Consider the following 17,357-nt stretch of genomic DNA (forward strand, 5'->3'; position numbering starts at 1 on the left):
ACAAGGCACGGACTCGACGGCATCATTCGCGGCCTTAATTTATTCGCAACATCCCAAGATTTTCTCGAGGAGCTCGACGGTGGCCAACACACCTTCCGCCAAAAAACGCGCCAAACAGGCTGAGAAGCGTCGCAGCCACAACGCCAGCCTGCGTTCCATGGTTCGCACCTACATCAAGAACGTAGTCAAGGCTGTCGATGCCAAAGACCTGCCGAAAGCCCAGGCTGCCCTGGTTGCCGCTGTTCCGGTAATCGACCGCATGGCCGACAAAGGCATCATCCACAAGAACAAGGCCGCTCGTCACAAGAGCCGCCTGAACGCCCACGTGAAGGCCCTGGCCACCGCGTAAGCGTTCCGTTCTTGAAAAACCGGCCCCAGTGGCCGGTTTTTTATTGCCTGCGCTTTCCCACGAACAAGAGCGCGAGCATGAAAAAGGGCGGTCACCCGCCCTTCTCGCTTACTGCTTCGCCGACCAGGGCATGATCGGAATGGCCGTCACCGCATTCTGCGGACTGCCCTCGATCACGCGATCGCTATAGACGAGATAGACCAGCGCGTTGCGCTTCTTGTCGAAGAAACGCACCACCTGCATGGACTTGAACACCAACGAGGTGCGCTGCTTGAACACCTCCTCGCCATCCTTGAGCTCCTCGGTGAAGCGGATCGGGCCGACCTGCCGGCAGGCGATGGACGCCTCGGCACGATCCTCGGCCAACCCCAGGCCACCCTTGACACCGCCAGTCTTGGCCCGCGACAGGTAGCAGGTCACACCCTCGACCTTGGGATCATCGAAGGCCTCGACGACGATCTTGTCGTTCGGCCCCACCCACTTGAATACCGTGGAAACCTCACCGATCTCCTCGGCCCGCACCAGCGCCGGCAGCAACAGCAGCCCCGCGCACACGCCCTTCCATAGCTTCATGCTAAAGCGCCTCTTCAGACCAGCACCAGGTTGTCGCGATGCACCAGCTCCGGACCGTCGACATAGCCCAGCAGGCTCTCGATGGCATCCGTCGGCTGACCGATGATCTTCTGCGCCTCCAGGGCGCTGTAGTTGGCCAGGCCACGGGCGATTTCGCGCCCCTCCTGATCCACGCAGACCACCATCTCGCCGCGACGGAAGCTGCCCTGAACCAGCTTTACCCCCACCGGCAGCAGGCTCTTGTGGTCATGCGCCACAGCCTTCACAGCACCCGCATCGAGCACCAGAGTGCCGCGCATCTGCAGGTGACCAGCCAGCCACTGTTTGCGCGCCGCCTTGCGGCTCCGCTCCGGCGTCAGCAGCGTGCCAAGACGCTCACCGCCACGAAGGCGATCCAGCACGCGCTCGATGCGCCCGCCGATGATTACCGTATGCGCACCGGAGCGCGCCGCCAGGCGAGCTGCGCGCAGCTTGGTCTGCATGCCGCCACGACCGAGGGCGCCAGCGCTGCCGCCGGCAACCTGATCGAGCTGCGGATCGTCAGCTCGCGCCTCGAAGATCAGCTGGGCATCTGGATTGTTGCGCGGGTCAGCATCGAACATGCCGTCGCGATCGGTAAGGATCACCAGCAGGTCGGCCTCGACCAGATTGGCCACCAGGGCTGCCAGGGTGTCGTTGTCGCCGAAACGGATTTCGTCGGTGACCACGGTGTCGTTCTCGTTGATCACCGGGATCACACCGAGATCGACCAAAGTGCGCAGGGTGCTGCGCGCATTGAGATAGCGCTTGCGATCGGAAAGGTCGTCATGGGTCAGCAACACCTGGGCGGTCTGCAGGCCATGCTGGCCGAAGCTCGACTCCCAAGCCTGCACCAGCCCCATCTGACCAACAGCGGCGGCCGCCTGCAGCTCGTTCATGTCGCTCGGACGGGACACCCAACCCAGGCGGCTCATGCCTGCCGCCACCGCACCAGACGACACCAGCACCAGCTCGACACCAGCATTGCGCAGGGCGACCATCTGCTCGACCCAGACCGCCATGGCGTCGCAATCGAGCCCGCGACCGTCGGCCGTGAGCAGGGCACTGCCGATCTTCACCACCCAGCGCCGCGCGCCGGTCACTTTCTCACGCATACATCAACCTTAGAAGTCAGAACACGTTACTTCGGGACCGGCACGGCCGCGCCGGTCAGGGCACGTAGAAGATCTCCGGACCGTCGCCATCGTCCTCGTCGTCGAAATCATCGTCGTCATCGAGGTCGTCGGCATTCTTCAGACCGGCACGACGCAGCGCACGCGCGTCGTCCATGGCCTGCAGGCGCGCACGCGCCTCGTCCTCGATACGCTGATCCAGCTCGGCCAGGGCCTCGCCGTAGGCCGGCTCTTCCTCGATGCGCAGGTTGCGCTCATCGAGGTACTTCATGATGTCCTGGCTGAGCGCCTCGGTACCTTCACGCTCGAGCGCAGAGATCACGTAGACCGGACCTTCCCAACCCAGGCGCGCAACCACGTCCTGCTTGCGACGCTCCTGCTCCTCGGGCTCGAGGATCTGGTCCATCTTGTTCAGCACCAGCCAGCGGTCGCGCTCGGTGAGCGCCGGGCTGAACTTGGTCAGCTCGTTGACGATGGTCTCGGCAGCATCGGCCGGGTCGCTTTCATCCAGCGGCGCCATGTCGACGATGTGCAGCAGCAGACGGGTGCGAGCCAGGTGCTTGAGGAAGCGAATACCCAGGCCAGCACCTTCGGCAGCACCCTCGATCAGACCGGGAATGTCGGCAACCACGAAGCTTTTGAAGCGACCCACGCTGACCACGCCCAGGTTCGGCACCAAGGTGGTGAACGGGTAGTCGGCAACCTTCGGCTTGGCTGCAGAAACGGCACGGATGAAGGTGCTCTTGCCGGCGTTCGGCAAGCCGAGCAGACCGACGTCCGCCAGCACCTTCAGCTCCAGCTTGAGGTCACGCGCCTCGCCCGGCTTGCCCGGCGTGGTTTGTCGCGGCGCACGGTTGGTGCTGGACTTGAAGCGGGTATTGCCCAGGCCGTGCCAGCCACCCTGAGCGACCATCAGGCGCTGACCGGGAGCCGTCAGGTCACCCATGACTTCCTGAGTGGTCGCGTCGATGACAGTGGTTCCGACCGGCACCGGCAGGATCAGGTCCTCGCCCTTGGCACCCGTGCAGTCCTTGCTGCCGCCGTTCTGCCCGCGCTGGGCATCGAAACGACGGGTGTAGCGGTAGTCCACCAGGGTATTCAGGCTTTCGTCGGCCTCGAGATACACCGAGCCGCCGTCGCCACCGTCACCGCCGTTGGGACCGCCTTTCTCGATGAACTTCTCGCGGCGAAAGCTCATGAGGCCATTGCCGCCGTCACCGGCTTTCACGTGGATGGATACTTCGTCGACGAATTTCATGGGAACGCCTCCCGCCAATAGGGCGGGTTGAATAAGAAAAGGAGCATAGGATACAGCCAAGTCCGCACAAGCGCGCGAGCCGCCCTACGCAGGAAACGCCAGAAACAAAAAAGCCCCGTCGCGAGACAGGGCTTTTTCAGTGAAGGCTCGCTTAGGCAGCGACGACGCTTACATAGCGACGGCCAAAGGCGCCTTTCACTTCGAACTTGATCACGCCGTCGACTTTAGCGAACAGGGTGTGATCCTTGCCCATGCCAACGCCGTAGCCAGCGTGGAACTGGGTACCGCGCTGACGCACGATGATGTTGCCTGCTTTCACAGCCTGGCTACCGAACAGCTTCACGCCAAGGCGTTTACTTTCGGAATCGCGGCCGTTGCGGGTACTACCGCCAGCTTTTTTGTGTGCCATGAGTCAAATCTCCTAAAAAGGAATTAGGCCTGGATGCCGGTGATTTTGATTTCAGTGAACCACTGGCGGTGGCCCTGACGCTTCATGTGGTGCTTACGACGGCGGAACTTGATGATGCGCACTTTGTCGTGACGGCCGTGGGATACCACTTCCGCGGTCACTTTCGCACCTTCAACCACCGGCAGGCCGATCTTGACGTCGTCGCCGTTGGCAACGAGCAGAACGCGGTCGAGATTGAACACTTCGCCGGTCGCTACGTCGAGTTTCTCGACCTTGAGGAATTCGCCTTCGGTGACTTTGTATTGCTTGCCACCAGTAACAATAACTGCGTACATCTGGATGTCTCCGTTAGACCTGCTCACCCGACGCTTTATAGAAAGAGGAATCGGTCGGCATGGCTGCATGGGGCTGGAAAGAAGCCCGTGCAATTGCGTAAGGCAGGATATGCCATGGAAGTTCGGGGCCGCGATTGTACGCAAAGCGCCGGAGCGATACAAGCCTTCCGGGACGTTCCTTGACAGCCCCTGACCCGACACCTAGCATGCCGCGCATTCTACGAGGAGCGCCTTTTCAAGATGCAACCCCAGGCTTTCTATCGGGTGGTGGCGGACGACTTCACCGCCGTCGACGGGATCATCCGCCGCCAGCTCAGTTCGCGAGTGCCCCTGGTGGAAAAGATCGGCGACTATATCATCTCTGCCGGTGGTAAACGCCTGCGTCCGCTGCTGGTGCTGCTGAGCGGCAAGGCCCTGGGATGCTCCGGCGATGACCTGCGCCTGCTGGCCGCCACCATCGAGTTCCTGCACACATCCACCCTGCTGCACGACGATGTGGTCGACGCCTCCGGCCTGCGCCGCGGCCGCGCCACCGCCAATGCACAGTGGGGCAACGCGCCCAGCGTTCTGGTCGGCGACTTCCTCTACGCCCGCTCGTTCGAAATGATGGTCGAACTCGGCTCCATGCCGGTGATGCGCATCATTTCCCAGGCCACCCGAGTCATCGCCGAAGGTGAAGTGCTGCAGCTGACCAAGATCCGCGACGCCAGCACCACCGAAGCGACCTACATGGAAGTCATCCGCGGCAAGACCGCGATGCTCTTCGAGGCCTCCACCCATAGCGCCGCCGTGCTCTGCGGGGCTACCGAGGAACAGGCCGAGGCGCTGCGCCAGTTCGGCGACGCCTTGGGCATCGCCTTCCAACTGGTGGACGACCTGCTCGACTACCGCGGCGATGCTGCCACCCTGGGCAAGAACGTCGGCGACGACCTCGCCGAAGGCAAGCCTACCCTGCCGCTGATCGCCACCATGCGCGACGGCACTCCGGAGCAGGCCGCACTGGTGCGCAAGGCCATCCAGCAGGGCGGCAGCCAAGACCTGGAAGGCATCCGCGCCGCGGTAGAAGCGGCCGGTGCGCTGGATTACACGGCGAAACTGGCCCGTGAATACGCCGCACGCGCCATCGATTGCCTGAAGGTGCTGCCGGACAGCGAATACCGCGCCGCGCTCATCGAGCTCAGCGAGTTTGCCGTCGCCCGCACACACTGATCCAAGCGTTTCACCAGAACGCCCGCCCGGCTCGCCGCGCGGGCGTTTTGCATTTCGGCACCGAGAAAATTTCGCATAGGGGCTTGCTATCACGCTAATGAGAATTATTATCACTAACTCGACAACCAAGGAGATACCGACATGACCTACATGATCGATGCCTGGCTGGACCGCCCCCATCCCTACCTGCGCATCCTCAACCGCGACACCGGTGAAGTCTGTGCACTGCTGGAGGATGACGCCCTCGACGAACTGCGCGACCAGGGCGGCCTGGACCTGCATGAGCTTGGCACCAGCGAACCACAAGTGATCAAGGAGCTGGTGCGCAACCTGTTCCTGTTCTGCTACGCCCGCGCGCTGCGCTGATGGCGGACTGCAGCGGGGGAGCGAACCTGCTCATGGCTGAGCGCGCGCTAACGGTTAGCGAGCAAGATCGACATATTGGGATTCTGAGATGGCGCAGGACGCGCCATCCGCGCAAACGCGCCGCCCGGGCAGCGGTTGCGGACGGGGCAACGTGGAGCCCCGCGGCAGACCGTGGCGACCAGGGACGGCCGCCTCGGAGTGCACTTAGAGGATGTCGAGCAGTTCGACGTCGAACACCAGGGTGCTGTGCGGCGGGATGCTGCCGACGGCCTGGCCACCGTAGGCCAGCTCGGCCGGCACGTGCAGGCGCCACTTGCTGCCGGTGTTCATCAGCTGCAGAGCCTCGACCCAACCGGCGATCACACCACCGACCGGGAACTCGGCCGGCTGGCCGCGCTGGTAGGAGCTGTCGAACACGCTGCCATCGATCAGGGTGCCGTGGTAGTGGGTGCGCACGGTGTCTTCGCGGGACGGTTTGGCGCCTTCGCCGGCAGCCAGCACTTCGTACTGCAGACCCGACGGCAGAACGGTCACGCCTTCGCGCTTGGCGTTCTCGACCAGGTAGGCCTTGCCATCGGCGGCGGCAGCTTCAGCCTTGGCCTGAGCCTCAGCCTGCATGCGCTCACGAATGACCTGGAAGCTTGCCGACAGCTGCTCGACGGGCACCCGGCTATCGACACCGCCGAAAGCATCGGACAGGCCGGCGAGCACCGCGTCCAGGCTCATGCCCGGAACCGGGTTGTCGCGCAGCTGGTCGCCCAGCTGGCGGCCAATGCCGTAGCTGACGCGGGCTTCGTCGGTGGAAAGGTTGAGGTCGCTCATGGCGGGGCTCCGCAGGGTAAAAAGGGCGGCCAGCCTAGCACAGTTGCCCGCACTGCCCCACCGCCGGAGCGGCGTCAATGCAGTGGGATAGGCACACCGTCATCGTTGACCGCGCTGCCGCTGTGAGAGCCGCACATTTCGTCCTGGACCACCGCATGCACCAGTTGGAAGGGGATCGCCGGCAAGGGCGCCAGCAACTCGCGGGCATGTTCCACCGAACGCACGCCGAGCACATGCCCCTTGGCGTCCTGGATTGGGAAGTAACGCTGCCCGATGCGCGCTTCGAGCACATAGATACCGCCCTCCATGGACACCAGATGCAACTCGTCGACATCCCCGGCGAGTGAACGGTTGGTCAGCTCTTGCAGGTTCATTGCGCACCTCCAGGCAGGGCTCCACGCTGACCAGTCTCGTACAGCGCGGGCGGTGCGCCCAGCGTAAACGACACCGCCCGTCCGGTTCGGCGGACGGGCGGTGTGCGGCAGGCGGGAAAAGCGATCAGTGGTCGTGGCGGGTCAGCTTGTCCAGGTAACCCATGACGAATGCCGAGAGCACGAAAGTCAGGTGGATGATCACGTACCACATCAGCTTGTTGTCGGGGATGTTCTTCAGGTCCATGAAGATGCGCAGCAGGTGGATCGACGAGATCGCCACGATGGAGGCCGCCACCTTGTTCTTCAGCGAGCTGGCGTCCATCTTGCCCAGCCAGCTGAGCTTTTCCTTGCCCTCGGCGATGTCCAGCTGCGACACGAAGTTCTCGTAGCCGGAGAACATCACCATCACCAGCAGGCCGCCGACCAGCGCCATGTCGATCAACGACAGCAGCACAAGAACCAGGTCTGCTTCGGCGATGGAGAAGATGTCCGGCAGGATGTGGAAGATTTCCTGGAAGAACTTGATGGTCAGCGCCAGCAGAGCCAGCGACAGACCGACGTAGACCGGCGCCAGCAACCAGCGGGCACCGTACATGGTGTTTTCGATGAAGCGTTCCATAGCATTCGCGACAGAGTTGGAAATGGCCGCGAATTATAGCGAAGCCGTCTTCGGAGTTATCCAGTTATTCTGTGGATAAATATGTGCAAGAACCTGGGATGAACGGCTCCGGACCGCGTGGCGCCAACTTTCGCGCGCTGTGATCAGGGACTGCGCAATGTCGCTTCAGGGCTCCGGATGGAACTGGAAGTCCCCGAGGTTGCGCGTGCGTTCGCCATTGATGCGGCGCAGTTCGGCCTGCAGATGCAGTTGCCAGATGGGCGGATCGTCGGCGACCACGTAGCCCTGCTGGGCCAGGCAATCGGCGATCGCTTCGAGCACGCCTTCCGCGACGAAAGGCCCGTAGAACGGGCCTTGCGCCTTGATGGCGGTCGGCTGGGCGCCGGCCATTCCGGCGGCGCAAAGCAAGGTCCAGAGTCCATTCTCTCCGGCCAGCGGCCTGATCTCGCACTCGATGCGCGTGGTCAGCCCCAGACAAGGGCGGATAAGGCAGAGGTTACGCGGCATGGCGGCACCCTCGCGGTGATCCTGCTTTTGAGCCTACACCCAGGTCCGGAACCGCGAAAGGTTGGAATTATCCACGTCTGCTGTGGATAACGCTGTGAATACCGCGGGGGCAAGGCCAGCAGTCCACCGCGGCGCCTGGGCGCCGCGGTGATGATCAAGCTCTGTACAGGTGCGAGCGTCTCACTCGCCGTCCTTCTTCTTGCGAGCGCGCTCCTTCTCCACCGCCGGCTGCTTGGCCACCTTGGCCGGTGCCGGAGCTTCCTTGGCAGCTTTTTCTTTCTCCTTGTCGTCCTCTTCCATGCCCATGGCATCGATTTCCTTGAGGCGCTCGACTACACGCGCATTGACGCTACCGGCCGGAAACTCGCCCTTCTCGTTGGGGGCCCCTGCCGGCTGGCCGACCAGCAGACTCAGCGCTTCATCCACGTGGCGCACCGCGTAGACGTTGAACAGGCCATTGCGCACAGCCTGCAGCACGCGCTCATCGAGCATCAGCGTGGTGACGTTGGAGCGCGGGATGATCACCCCCTGCTCGCCGGTCAGGCCGCGCGCTTCGCAAAGACGGAAGAAGCCTTCGATCTTCTCGTTGACCCCGCCGACCGCCTGCACCTCGCCAAACTGGTTGATCGAACCGGTGATGGCGAAGCACTGCCGCAGCGGCGTGCGCGACAACGCGGAAATCAGCGTGCAGACCTCGCCCAGCGAGGCGCTGTCGCCGTCGACGTAACCGTAGGACTGCTCCAGGGCGATGCTCGCGGAAATCTCCAGCGGATACTCCTGCGCATAGCGGCTGCCCAGGTAGCCGGTGAGGATCATCACGCCCTTGGAGTGGATCGGCTGGCCCAGGCTGACCTCGCGCTCGATGTCTACGATGCCGCTGCCGCCCGGGTACACGGTGGCGGAGATGCGCGCCGGCACGCCGAACACCGAATCGCCCACTTCCAGCACGGTCAGGCCGTTGCACCGGCCAATGGAGGCGCCTTCGGTATCGATCAGCACGATGCCGGCGAGGATGTCGTCGAGAATGCGCGCCGAAACGCGACCGGTACGGGTTTCCTTGGCCTTGAGGGCGCGCTCGATGTGGCCGAGGGCGGTGACTTCTTCATTCGCCAGCTGGCGGATGAAGTCCGCCTCGCTGACCAATTGGAACAGGTCGCCGATCCGCGCCGAGAGCCGCCCCTGGTGTTCGGCCAGGCGCGCGCTATAGGTAGCCAGGCGGGCGACCGCCTCGCGGGTCAGCGGCGCCAGCCCCTCTTCCGAGGTGCGCGTCTTGAGCAACTGGGCAAACTGCTCGAGGCTGTCGTCGCCCAGCGGGATGTCTTCGTCGAAGTCGACGAGCACGCGGAACATCTCCTGGAAGTCCGGATCCAGGTCCTGCAGCGTGTAGTAGATCTGCCGCGAACCGATGATGATGACCTTGATGTGCAGCGGGATCACCTGCGGCGTCAGGCTCATGGCGGCCAGGCGGCCGAGTTCGGCCAGCGGCGATTCCATCTTCAGCTGGCGCGACTGCAGGGCGCGCTTGAGCGCATCCCAGACGAAGGGTTCGCCAAGCAGCTTCTCCGCCTCCAGCACCAGGAAACCGCCATTGGCACGGTGCAGCGCGCCCGGGCGCAGCTGCCGGTAGCTGGTATAGAGCGCGCCCTGGTCGGAGGCGTATTCGATACGGCCGAACAGGTTGTCGTAGGTCGGGTGCGACTCGAACACCACCGGCGCACCGCCGGTGGCGTGGTGGCCGATTACCTGGTTGGGTGCGTATTGCTCCTGCAGCATCTGCTTGCGCTGCGCGTCGCTGCGGTTCTCGTCGACCAGTTGATCGACCACGGTCTTCAGCAGGTTGAGCTGGAGAGCCTGCAGGTAGGCGCAGACCCCGGAGTTGTTGTTGTACTTCTCCACCAGGGGCGCCAGCAGCGGCTGCAGTGCCAGGGTGATGGTTTCCTCGTTGAGCTGACGCAGCTGGTTGCTCGATTCGCGCTTCCATTGCGGCAGGCTGGCCAGTTCCTCGTTGAGATGCTCCTCAAGGTCGGAGATGTCTTCATGGAAGCGCTCGCGCTCGGCTTCCGGCAGCTGGGCGAACTCGGCCTCGTCGAGGGCCTTGCCGTCCTTCATCGGGGTGAAGGCGATGTTCGCGCTGTCGCGGTAGAGCGCTACGTCCTTCTCCAGGGCCAAGCGCTCGACGGTATCCAGGGCCTTGTCGTAGCGCTGGTTGAAGGCACGGTCGATGGCGCTCTTCTTCTGCTGGTAGGCCGGGTTTTCGAAGACCGAGGGGAAGGTGGACAGCAGGTTGTCGATCAGTTGCTCGAGGTCTTCGCCGAACTCGGCGGCGCTGCCCGGCGGCAGCTCGATGGAGCGCGGCTCGCGGCTCTCGTCGAAATTGTTGACGTAGACCCAGTCGGCCGGCGTCGGCAGGCGCTTGGCCTCGGCCTTCAGGTAACGCTGTACGAACGAGAAGCGCCCGGTGCCCGGCTCGCCCATGACGAACACGTTGTAGCCCGGGCGCGGCATGGCCACGCCGAACTGCAACGCCTCCACCGCCCGTTCCTGGCCAAGCACGCCGAGGAAGGGTTCCAGATCGTCGGTGGTAGCGAAGGGAAACTGCTCGGGCGAGAAGGGACGGGTCAGTTCTTCGGGCGCCAGGCGCAGGCCGGCGGCAATCGAATGGGGCATCGGAGGTCCTTGCGTCGAGCGGCGGGTAGCCGCGAAAGATTGACGGCATTCTCGCGCTCGCCGCGCGCGACTGGCAAGGCGCTTGGCAGCGCCTTCGGCTCAGTGCTGCAGATCGGCGCAGCGCAGGCAGTGCTCGGCGGCAGGCAGGGCGCGCAGGCGCCGGCTTTCGATGGGCTCGCCACAGCGCGCGCACTCGCCGTAGGTGCCATCGGCCAGGCGCAACCGAGCCAGGCCGACCTGGCGCATGCCGGCCTCGGCCTCGGCCAGCAGGGCGCGCAGCACATCGTCGTTCTGCCGCTGTTGCGCCTGTTCGGCGAAGTCGGGCGAATGGATTTGCCCCAGGTCGCGACGAATCGCCTCGGCACGCTGTGAGTATTCAGCCGCAAGCGCGTCCAGCGCCGCGCGCGGATCGAAATCGGGTACGCCCATGGCCCCCTCCTAATAACAAGGAACTCATTACAGTGTGGCCGGTTCCAAGCGTTTCGCCGCTGATGCCGATCAACAGCCGGTTGCGACCGGCGTCACGCCAAAGAGCCAGACCTGCTGCGGCACCGGCGTTCGCCTTGACACCTTCGGGGCATTCCGAAAAGCTCTGCGGGCGCTGTTTGCTGTCAGCGGATTCCTACGGCTAAGCATTCGAATAACGAAAGAGAGACACCACCATGAAAAGGATTCTCCTCGGTACCCTCCTCGCCACCGTTTCCCTCGGCGCCCTCGCAGATGCCCCTGGCAGCGATGGCTGCGGCTGGGGCCAGATGCTCTTCAAAGGGCAGCGCGGCACCGCCACCCACGTGCTGGCAGCAACCACCAACGGCAGCTCCGGCAACAACACCTTCGGCATGACCACCGGCACCAACGGCTGCCACACCAACGGCGCGCTGACCTATGGCGGCAAGCCGATGATCGTCGTCAGCGGCATGATGGACGAGCTGTCCGAAGACATGGCCAAAGGCAACGGCGAAGCCCTGACCACCTATGCCGTGGTACTCGGCGTGAAGCCAGAAGACCGTGCCCACTTCGCCGAAGTGACCCACGAGCACTTCGCGCAGATCTTCACCAAGTCCGACGTGACTGCCGAAGACGTCCTCGCCAACACCCAGGCTGTCCTGAAGCAGGACGCCCGTCTGGCCAAGTACGCCGACCAGGCCTGAGCCTGAAGGCCCGCCCCAACGGGCGGGCCCCCATTCCCTGACCAGCAAGGTCCCCATGCCCAAACGCCTGTTGCCATGGTTGGCGCTGTGCGCCTGCATGTCCCTGCAAGCCGCTCCCGAGCTTGCCCAATCCCGTATTCAGGCCCTGGCCGCGCAACCCTACTGGCTGGCGATCGGGCACTACACCCCGGCCAAGCTCGGCGGCTGGCGCAGCTACGTGGACGATCCGAAGTTCTTTCTCGCCGACGACGGGGAGCACTCCCCGGAGCACGAGCTGGCCGCCACGCTGAAGGCGCTCTACGCCTCGCCCAGCCTGGGCGACAAGCATGCCCAGTGCGTCTACCCGGCGCGCACCCGCTGGCTGAAGCAGCAGCTGCAGCTGACCGACCTGCCGACGGTCGAGTGCAAGGAATTCGCCACCTGGTATCACGACATCAACCCGCACAGCGCGGTGCTGGTGTTCCCGGCGGCCTACCTGAACAGCCCGTCCTCGATGTTCGGCCATACCCTGCTGCGCATCGACCAGGCCGATGTCGACAGCAACAACACCGCGCTGCTCAGCTACGCGCTGAACTTCGGCGCCTTCATCGAAGGCATGGACAACAGCATCCTCTATGCCTGGAAGGGCCTGATGGGTGGCTATCCGGGGCTGTTCGCGCTGGTCCCGTACCGCGAGAAGCTCTCCGAATACAGCCGTCTGGAGAACCGCGACCTCTGGGAATACCGGCTGAACCTGACGCCCGAGGAAACCGGGCGCATGGTCGAGCACGTCTGGGAGCTCAAGCAGGTCCGCTTCAAGTACTTCTTCTTCGACGAGAACTGCTCGTTCCGTCTGCTCGAACTGCTGGAGATCGCCCGCCCCGGCGCCGAGCTCACCGACCACTTCCCGCTGTACGCCATCCCCACCGACACGGTGCGCGCGGTGAAGGACGCCGGGATGATCGACAAGATCGACTACCGCCCCTCGCGGGAAAAGGAACTGCTCGCCCGCGCCGAACCATTGGACAGCGCCGAGAAGCACCTGGCGGTGCGCCTGGCCGACGACGACAAGCTGCTCGACAGCGCCGAGTTCAAGGCCCTGCCACCCGACCGCCAGGCCCTGGTGCAGGACGCAGCCTTCCGCCTGCTGCGCTACCGCGCCACCGGCAAGGAACGTGACGAAGCCGATGCGGCGCGCAGCTACCAGTTGCTGCGCGCGATCAACGTCAACCCGCCGCCGGCGCTGCAGGTGGAGCGCCCGGGGCAACCGGAAGAAGGCCACCAATCGCTGACCTGGCAGCTCGGCGCTGGCAGCCGCGACGGCCAAGCCTTCGGCGACTACGGCCTGCGCATGGCCTATCACGACCTGGAAGACAACAGCTACGGCTTCCCCCAGGGCGCGCAACTGGAACTGGGCGACCTGCGTGTGCGCCAGTACGAGGGCAACCGCTGGCAGCTGCAGAACCTCGACCTGGTCAGCATCCGTTCGATGACGCCGCGCAGCACCATGCTCAAGCCGCTGTCCTGGCAGGTCACCGGCGGCTGGGAGCGGGTGCTGGGCAAGAACAGCGACAACCACGACGACACCCTGGTCGGGCATATCAACGGCGGCGCCGGCGGCAGCTGGAAGCTCACCGATGGTTTGCAGGCTTACGCCCTGGGCACCGCGCGCATCGAGACCAACCCCGACTTCGCCGCCACCATCGCTCCCGCGCTGGGCTTCGACAGTGGCCTGTTGTGGCGCAACGACCTGGGCAACCTGTCCCTGGAGGGCAGCGGCGACTTTTTCCACAACGGCGAGGTGCGCCGCAACCTGAGCTTCGGCCAGCAGTTCGAGCTGACCCGCGACCTCGGCCTGCGGCTGTCCGCGGAGCGCGAGTTCAGCCACCAGGCCGGGCCGGTCAACGAGGTCATGCTGCAGCTGCGCTGGTACCATTACTGAATCCACGAGATTCGATGCCCGCCGCAACGACGGGCAGGTAGCCCAGCATGAAAGCCAACGCCCCCACCCTGCTCGAAGTCGCCGGCGGCAAGCCGATCAAGCTCTGGACCCAGGGCGTGCCGGTCGAGGACGACGCCCGCAAGCAACTGATGAACACCGCGCGCCTGCCGTTCATCTTCAAGCACCTGGCGGTGATGCCCGACGTGCACCTGGGCAAGGGCTCGACCATCGGCAGCGTGATCCCCACGGTCGGCGCCATCATTCCTGCTGCGGTCGGCGTCGATATCGGCTGCGGCATGATCGCCGCGCGCACCTCGCTGATGGCTGCTGACCTGCCGGACAACCTGCACGGCCTGCGCAGCGCTATCGAGAAGGCCGTCCCCCACGGCAAGACCTTCGGCCGCCACGACCAGGGCGCCTGGGATGACGTGCCCGCCCATGCCGACCAGGCCTGGAAGAGCCTGGCGAAGCGCTTCAAGGCGATCACCGACAAGTACCCACGCCTGGAAAAGACCAACAACCGCAACCACCTCGGCACCCTGGGCACCGGCAACCACTTCATCGAGGTGTGCCTGGACGAGGCCGACTGCGTCTGGTTCATGCTGCACAGCGGCTCGCGCGGGGTCGGCAACGCCATCGGCTGCCTGTTCATCGAGCTGGCCCAGGCCGACATGCGCCAGCACCTGGCCAACCTGCCGGACCGTGACCTGGCCTACTTCGAGGAAGGCAGCCGGCATTTCGACGATTACGTGGAAGCGGTCGGCTGGGCGCAGGACTTCGCGCGGCAGAACCGCGAACTGATGATGCAGGCGGTGATCGCCGCGGCGCGCAAGGTGATCCGCAAGCCCTTCGAGGCCAGCCTGGAAGCGGTGAACTGCCACCACAACTACGTGCAACGCGAGCAGCATTTCGGCCGCGAAGTGCTGGTCACGCGCAAGGGCGCAGTTTCCGCGCAGAAAGGCCAGCTCGGCATCATCCCCGGCTCGATGGGGGCGAAGAGTTTCATCGTTCGCGGCCTGGGCAACGAGGAAGCCTTCTGCTCCTGCAGCCACGGCGCGGGTCGCAGCATGAGCCGCACCCAGGCCAAGAAGCGCTTCAGCGTAGAGGATCAGGTGCGCGCCACCGCGCATGTCGAATGCCGCAAGGACAAGGACGTGATCGACGAGATCCCGATGGCCTACAAGGACATCGATGCGGTGATGGCGGCCCAGCGCGACCTGGTGGAAGTGGTGCACACGCTGCGCCAGGTGGTCTGCGTCAAGGGCTGAACCGCAAGCGGGGGTTGGAGTCATAGCATTGGGCCAGTTGCCCGATAGCCAAGGAACCCGCCATGCCCCGTTCGCTCCTCCTTCTCCTGCTACTCGGCGCCGCATCGGCCCACGCGGAAATGCAGCTCGGCACCTTCAGCGCCTCCGGCCCCCTGCTGGTGGCCGACACCTTCGACAACCAGGTTATCCACAAGTCGGACTTCAGCAGCGACGACCTCAAGCGCATGGCCGAGCGTCTCGAAACCCAGCAACGCGCGCTCGACGAGCAGTCGCGCACCATCGAACGCCTGGAGAGACAGCTGTCCGATCAGCAGCGCACCCTCGACGATCTCAAGCGCAGCCGCTGACGGCAGAAACGAAAACGGGGCCCTCAGGCCCCGTTCTCGTATCTAAGCGGCTTACGCCAGCTTCTTGTAGCGCACACGGTGCGGCTGCGAGGCAGCGTCGCCCAGGCGCTTCTTGCGATCGGCTTCGAACTCGGTGTAGTTGCCTTCGAAGAAGACCACCTTGCCGTCGTCCTCGTAGGAGAGGATGTGGGTGGCGATACGGTCCAGGAACCAGCGATCGTGGGAAATCACGATGGCGGCGCCGGGGAAGTCCAGCAGCGCTTCTTCCAGCGCACGCAGGGTTTCCACGTCGAGGTCGTTGGACGGTTCGTCGAGCAGCAGGACGTTGCCGCCCTGCTTCAAGGTCAGGGCCAGGTGCAGACGGCCGCGCTCACCACCGGAGAGGTCCTTGACGAACTTCTGCTGGTCGCCGCCCTTGAAGTTGAAGCGGCCGACGTAGCTGCGCGACGGAACTTCGTAGTTGCCGATCTTGATCTGCTCGAAGCCGTCGGAAACCTGCTCCCACACGGTCTTGCTGCCGTCGAGGATCTCGCGGCTCTGGTCGACGCTGGCGATCTGCACGGTTTCGCCGATCTCGATGGTGCCCGAGTCCGGTTGTTCCTTGCCGGTCAGCATGCGGAACAGGGTCGATTTACCCGCGCCGTTGCCGCCGATCACGCCGACGATGGCGCCCTTCGGAATGCTCAGCGACAGATTGTCGATCAGGACGCGATCGCCGTAGCCCTTGCTGACGTTGTGCAGCTCGATGACCTTGTCGCCCAGGCGCGGACCGGCCGGGATGTAGATCTCGTTGGTCTCGCTGCGCTTCTGGAATTCCTGCGATTGCATTTCCTCGAAGCGTTGCAGACGGGCCTTGGACTTGGACTGGCGAGCCTTGGCGCCCTGGCGCACCCACTCCAGTTCGGCCTTCATGGCCTTGGCGTGGGAGGCCTCCTGCTTGGCTTCCTGGGCCAGGCGGTTGGCCTTGGATTCCAGCCAGCCGGAGTAGTTGCCTTCGAACGGGATGCCCTGGCCACGGTCCAGCTCGAGGATCCAGCCGGCGACGTTGTCGAGGAAGTAGCGGTCGTGGGTGATCGCCACCACGGTGCCCGGGAAGTCGTGCAGGAAGTGCTCCAGCCAGGCTACCGAGTCGGCGTCCAGGTGGTTGGTCGGCTCGTCCAGCAGCAGCATGTCCGGGGCGGACAGCAGCAGGCGGCACAGCGCCACGCGGCGCTTCTCACCACCGGAGAGGTGCTCGATCTTGGCGTCCCACGGCGGCAGACGCAGGGCGTCGGCGGCGACTTCCAGCTGACGCTCCAGGTTGTGGCCATCGGAAGCCTGGAGGATGGCTTCCAGCTTGGCCTGCTCGGCGGCCAGGGCGTCGAAGTCGGCGTCCGGCTCGGCGTAGGCGGCGTAGACCTCGTCCAGGCGTGCCTGAGCCTGCTTGATCTGACCAACGGCCTCTTCGACGATGTCGCGCACGGTGGCCTGCGGGTCGAGCTTGGGCTCCTGCGGCAGGTAACCGACGTTGATGCCCGGCATCGGACGGGCTTCGCCTTCGATCTCGGTGTCGACGCCGGCCATGATGCGCAGCAGGGTGGATTTACCCGCGCCGTTCAGGCCGAGCACGCCGATCTTGGCGCCGGGGAAGAACGACAGGGAAATGTTCTTGAGGATTTCACGCTTGGGCGGCACGACCTTGCCGACCCGGTGCATGGTATAGACGTATTGAGCCATGGATACCTAGCTTCTGGGATAAGGGTGATCGGGGCAGTGTCGCTTCGACGGTTTCGATCCGGGAGAATCCGGAAGGCCTGAAGCGACCATTCGTCGCGGGCGACGGGCGAAACGCAGGACGGCATGGCCGGTTTCGCGGAAAATGGGCGCGCTGATCACCACGCGCGTGCGGCAAAGCTACCGGAAGCGACCGTGAAGGGCAAACCACGCTCGTCGGCGGTGCTGGCACTTGGCCTTGCTTCCGGGCATGCTTACGCGCGCCGAGTCCAGTCGTTTCCTCGTCAGGTAGCCGCTTCTTGCCCAAACCCACCCGTT

The 17,357-nt window shown here is 64.4% G+C and carries 19 protein-coding genes; 7 read left to right on the forward strand and 12 right to left on the reverse strand.

The features are described from left to right. The first annotated feature begins 79 nt into the window (after window positions 1-79). Window positions 80-349, forward strand: a complete 270-nt coding sequence (gene rpsT, locus PKB_RS23640) for a 30S ribosomal protein S20 (RefSeq protein WP_009617555.1) — start codon at window positions 80-82, stop codon at window positions 347-349. 108 nt (window positions 350-457) lie between these two features. On the opposite strand, the gene PKB_RS23645 is transcribed toward rpsT, so the two are convergent. From PKB_RS23645 to rplU, 5 genes are all read right to left on the reverse strand, one after another. Then, window positions 458-922 carry a CreA family protein gene (locus tag PKB_RS23645; protein WP_043255045.1) on the reverse strand — a complete coding sequence of 155 codons (465 nt, stop codon included), beginning with the start codon at window positions 920-922 and terminating at the stop codon, window positions 458-460. Between the two features lie 14 nt (window positions 923-936). Then, entirely contained in the window at window positions 937-2,055 is a 1,119-nt protein-coding gene (gene proB, locus PKB_RS23650; RefSeq protein WP_043255048.1) for a glutamate 5-kinase, read from the reverse strand. A gap of 55 nt (window positions 2,056-2,110) precedes the next feature. Then, window positions 2,111-3,331, reverse strand: coding sequence for an Obg family GTPase CgtA (gene cgtA, locus PKB_RS23655; RefSeq protein ID WP_043255050.1), 1,221 nt, complete (start codon window positions 3,329-3,331; stop codon window positions 2,111-2,113). A gap of 151 nt (window positions 3,332-3,482) precedes the next feature. Beyond that, complete coding sequence (gene rpmA, locus PKB_RS23660; protein WP_017521622.1) at window positions 3,483-3,740, reverse strand: 50S ribosomal protein L27; 258 nt, start codon at window positions 3,738-3,740, stop codon at window positions 3,483-3,485. A 23-nt stretch (window positions 3,741-3,763) separates the two neighbouring features. Further along, entirely contained in the window at window positions 3,764-4,075 is a 312-nt protein-coding gene (gene rplU, locus PKB_RS23665; protein ID WP_043255053.1) for a 50S ribosomal protein L21, read from the reverse strand. Between the two features lie 240 nt (window positions 4,076-4,315). Between rplU and PKB_RS23670 the strand changes: the two genes are divergently transcribed. Both PKB_RS23670 and PKB_RS23675 read left to right on the forward strand, forming a co-directional pair. Next, window positions 4,316-5,284, forward strand: coding sequence for a polyprenyl synthetase family protein (locus PKB_RS23670; RefSeq protein WP_043255055.1), 969 nt, complete (start codon window positions 4,316-4,318; stop codon window positions 5,282-5,284). Window positions 5,285-5,425: 141 nt separating this feature from the next. Then, a complete protein-coding gene (locus tag PKB_RS23675) occupies window positions 5,426-5,650 on the forward strand; it encodes a PA4570 family protein (protein WP_043255057.1) in 225 nt (74 codons plus the stop codon). Between the two features lie 204 nt (window positions 5,651-5,854). Here the strand turns inward: PKB_RS23675 and PKB_RS23680 are convergent, their stop codons facing one another. From PKB_RS23680 to PKB_RS23705, 6 genes are all read right to left on the reverse strand, one after another. Further along, window positions 5,855-6,472 (reverse strand): BamJ family beta-barrel-assembly machinery protein, encoded by a 618-nt coding sequence (locus PKB_RS23680; RefSeq protein WP_043255059.1) that lies wholly within the window; start codon window positions 6,470-6,472, stop codon window positions 5,855-5,857. 74 nt (window positions 6,473-6,546) lie between these two features. Further along, window positions 6,547-6,846: a DUF6482 family protein gene (locus PKB_RS23685; RefSeq protein ID WP_043255061.1), complete on the reverse strand. Its 300-nt coding sequence runs from the start codon at window positions 6,844-6,846 to the stop codon at window positions 6,547-6,549. 124 nt (window positions 6,847-6,970) lie between these two features. Next, a complete protein-coding gene (locus tag PKB_RS23690) occupies window positions 6,971-7,465 on the reverse strand; it encodes a TIGR00645 family protein (RefSeq protein WP_043255062.1) in 495 nt (164 codons plus the stop codon). A gap of 165 nt (window positions 7,466-7,630) precedes the next feature. After that, the gene (locus PKB_RS23695; protein ID WP_043255064.1) at window positions 7,631-7,972 is read right to left on the reverse strand and encodes a PA4575 family protein; all 342 of its coding nucleotides are present in this window, start codon (window positions 7,970-7,972) and stop codon (window positions 7,631-7,633) included. A 180-nt stretch (window positions 7,973-8,152) separates the two neighbouring features. Next, window positions 8,153-10,639: a Lon protease family protein gene (locus PKB_RS23700; protein ID WP_043255065.1), complete on the reverse strand. Its 2,487-nt coding sequence runs from the start codon at window positions 10,637-10,639 to the stop codon at window positions 8,153-8,155. A gap of 99 nt (window positions 10,640-10,738) precedes the next feature. Further along, a complete protein-coding gene (locus tag PKB_RS23705) occupies window positions 10,739-11,068 on the reverse strand; it encodes a TraR/DksA family transcriptional regulator (protein WP_043255067.1) in 330 nt (109 codons plus the stop codon). A gap of 233 nt (window positions 11,069-11,301) precedes the next feature. On the opposite strand from PKB_RS23705, the gene PKB_RS23710 reads away from it, so the two are divergent. The 4 genes from PKB_RS23710 (at window position 11,302) to PKB_RS23725 (ending at window position 15,326) form a co-directional block, all read left to right on the forward strand. Next, window positions 11,302-11,790 (forward strand): DUF3015 domain-containing protein, encoded by a 489-nt coding sequence (locus PKB_RS23710; protein WP_043255068.1) that lies wholly within the window; start codon window positions 11,302-11,304, stop codon window positions 11,788-11,790. 55 nt (window positions 11,791-11,845) lie between these two features. Then, the gene (locus PKB_RS23715; protein WP_043255070.1) at window positions 11,846-13,711 is read left to right on the forward strand and encodes an Lnb N-terminal periplasmic domain-containing protein; all 1,866 of its coding nucleotides are present in this window, start codon (window positions 11,846-11,848) and stop codon (window positions 13,709-13,711) included. A 47-nt stretch (window positions 13,712-13,758) separates the two neighbouring features. Then, window positions 13,759-14,979, forward strand: coding sequence for an RtcB family protein (locus tag PKB_RS23720; RefSeq protein WP_043255071.1), 1,221 nt, complete (start codon window positions 13,759-13,761; stop codon window positions 14,977-14,979). 62 nt (window positions 14,980-15,041) lie between these two features. Next, on the forward strand, window positions 15,042-15,326 hold the full coding sequence (locus PKB_RS23725) for a hypothetical protein (RefSeq protein ID WP_242411191.1): 285 nt from the start codon (window positions 15,042-15,044) through the stop codon (window positions 15,324-15,326). A gap of 51 nt (window positions 15,327-15,377) precedes the next feature. Here the strand turns inward: PKB_RS23725 and ettA are convergent, their stop codons facing one another. Further along, the gene (gene ettA, locus PKB_RS23730) at window positions 15,378-17,042 is read right to left on the reverse strand and encodes an energy-dependent translational throttle protein EttA (RefSeq protein WP_043255072.1); all 1,665 of its coding nucleotides are present in this window, start codon (window positions 17,040-17,042) and stop codon (window positions 15,378-15,380) included. Between the last annotated feature and the right edge of the window lie 315 nt (window positions 17,043-17,357).

The sequence above is a fragment of the Pseudomonas knackmussii B13 genome (assembly GCF_000689415.1).
Classification (GTDB): Bacteria; Pseudomonadota; Gammaproteobacteria; order Pseudomonadales; family Pseudomonadaceae; genus Pseudomonas; species Pseudomonas knackmussii.

Bases quoted from the DNA above. Each gene is read 5' to 3' on its own strand.
- PKB_RS23645 (WP_043255045.1), bottom strand. From the start codon at position 922: ATGAAGCTATGGAAGGGCGTGTGCGCGGGGCTGCTGTTGCTGCCGGCG.
- proB (WP_043255048.1), bottom strand. From the start codon at position 2,055: ATGCGTGAGAAAGTGACCGGCGCGCGGCGCTGGGTGGTGAAGATCGGC.
- cgtA (WP_043255050.1), bottom strand. From the start codon at position 3,331: ATGAAATTCGTCGACGAAGTATCCATCCACGTGAAAGCCGGTGACGGC.
- rpmA (WP_017521622.1), bottom strand. From the start codon at position 3,740: ATGGCACACAAAAAAGCTGGCGGTAGTACCCGCAACGGCCGCGATTCC.
- rplU (WP_043255053.1), bottom strand. From the start codon at position 4,075: ATGTACGCAGTTATTGTTACTGGTGGCAAGCAATACAAAGTCACCGAA.
- PKB_RS23670 (WP_043255055.1), top strand. From the start codon at position 4,316: ATGCAACCCCAGGCTTTCTATCGGGTGGTGGCGGACGACTTCACCGCC.
- PKB_RS23675 (WP_043255057.1), top strand. From the start codon at position 5,426: ATGACCTACATGATCGATGCCTGGCTGGACCGCCCCCATCCCTACCTG.
- PKB_RS23680 (WP_043255059.1), bottom strand. From the start codon at position 6,472: ATGAGCGACCTCAACCTTTCCACCGACGAAGCCCGCGTCAGCTACGGC.
- PKB_RS23685 (WP_043255061.1), bottom strand. From the start codon at position 6,846: ATGAACCTGCAAGAGCTGACCAACCGTTCACTCGCCGGGGATGTCGAC.
- PKB_RS23690 (WP_043255062.1), bottom strand. From the start codon at position 7,465: ATGGAACGCTTCATCGAAAACACCATGTACGGTGCCCGCTGGTTGCTG.
- PKB_RS23695 (WP_043255064.1), bottom strand. From the start codon at position 7,972: ATGCCGCGTAACCTCTGCCTTATCCGCCCTTGTCTGGGGCTGACCACG.
- PKB_RS23700 (WP_043255065.1), bottom strand. From the start codon at position 10,639: ATGCCCCATTCGATTGCCGCCGGCCTGCGCCTGGCGCCCGAAGAACTG.
- PKB_RS23705 (WP_043255067.1), bottom strand. From the start codon at position 11,068: ATGGGCGTACCCGATTTCGATCCGCGCGCGGCGCTGGACGCGCTTGCG.
- PKB_RS23710 (WP_043255068.1), top strand. From the start codon at position 11,302: ATGAAAAGGATTCTCCTCGGTACCCTCCTCGCCACCGTTTCCCTCGGC.
- PKB_RS23715 (WP_043255070.1), top strand. From the start codon at position 11,846: ATGCCCAAACGCCTGTTGCCATGGTTGGCGCTGTGCGCCTGCATGTCC.
- PKB_RS23720 (WP_043255071.1), top strand. From the start codon at position 13,759: ATGAAAGCCAACGCCCCCACCCTGCTCGAAGTCGCCGGCGGCAAGCCG.
- PKB_RS23725 (WP_242411191.1), top strand. From the start codon at position 15,042: ATGCCCCGTTCGCTCCTCCTTCTCCTGCTACTCGGCGCCGCATCGGCC.
- ettA (WP_043255072.1), bottom strand. From the start codon at position 17,042: ATGGCTCAATACGTCTATACCATGCACCGGGTCGGCAAGGTCGTGCCG.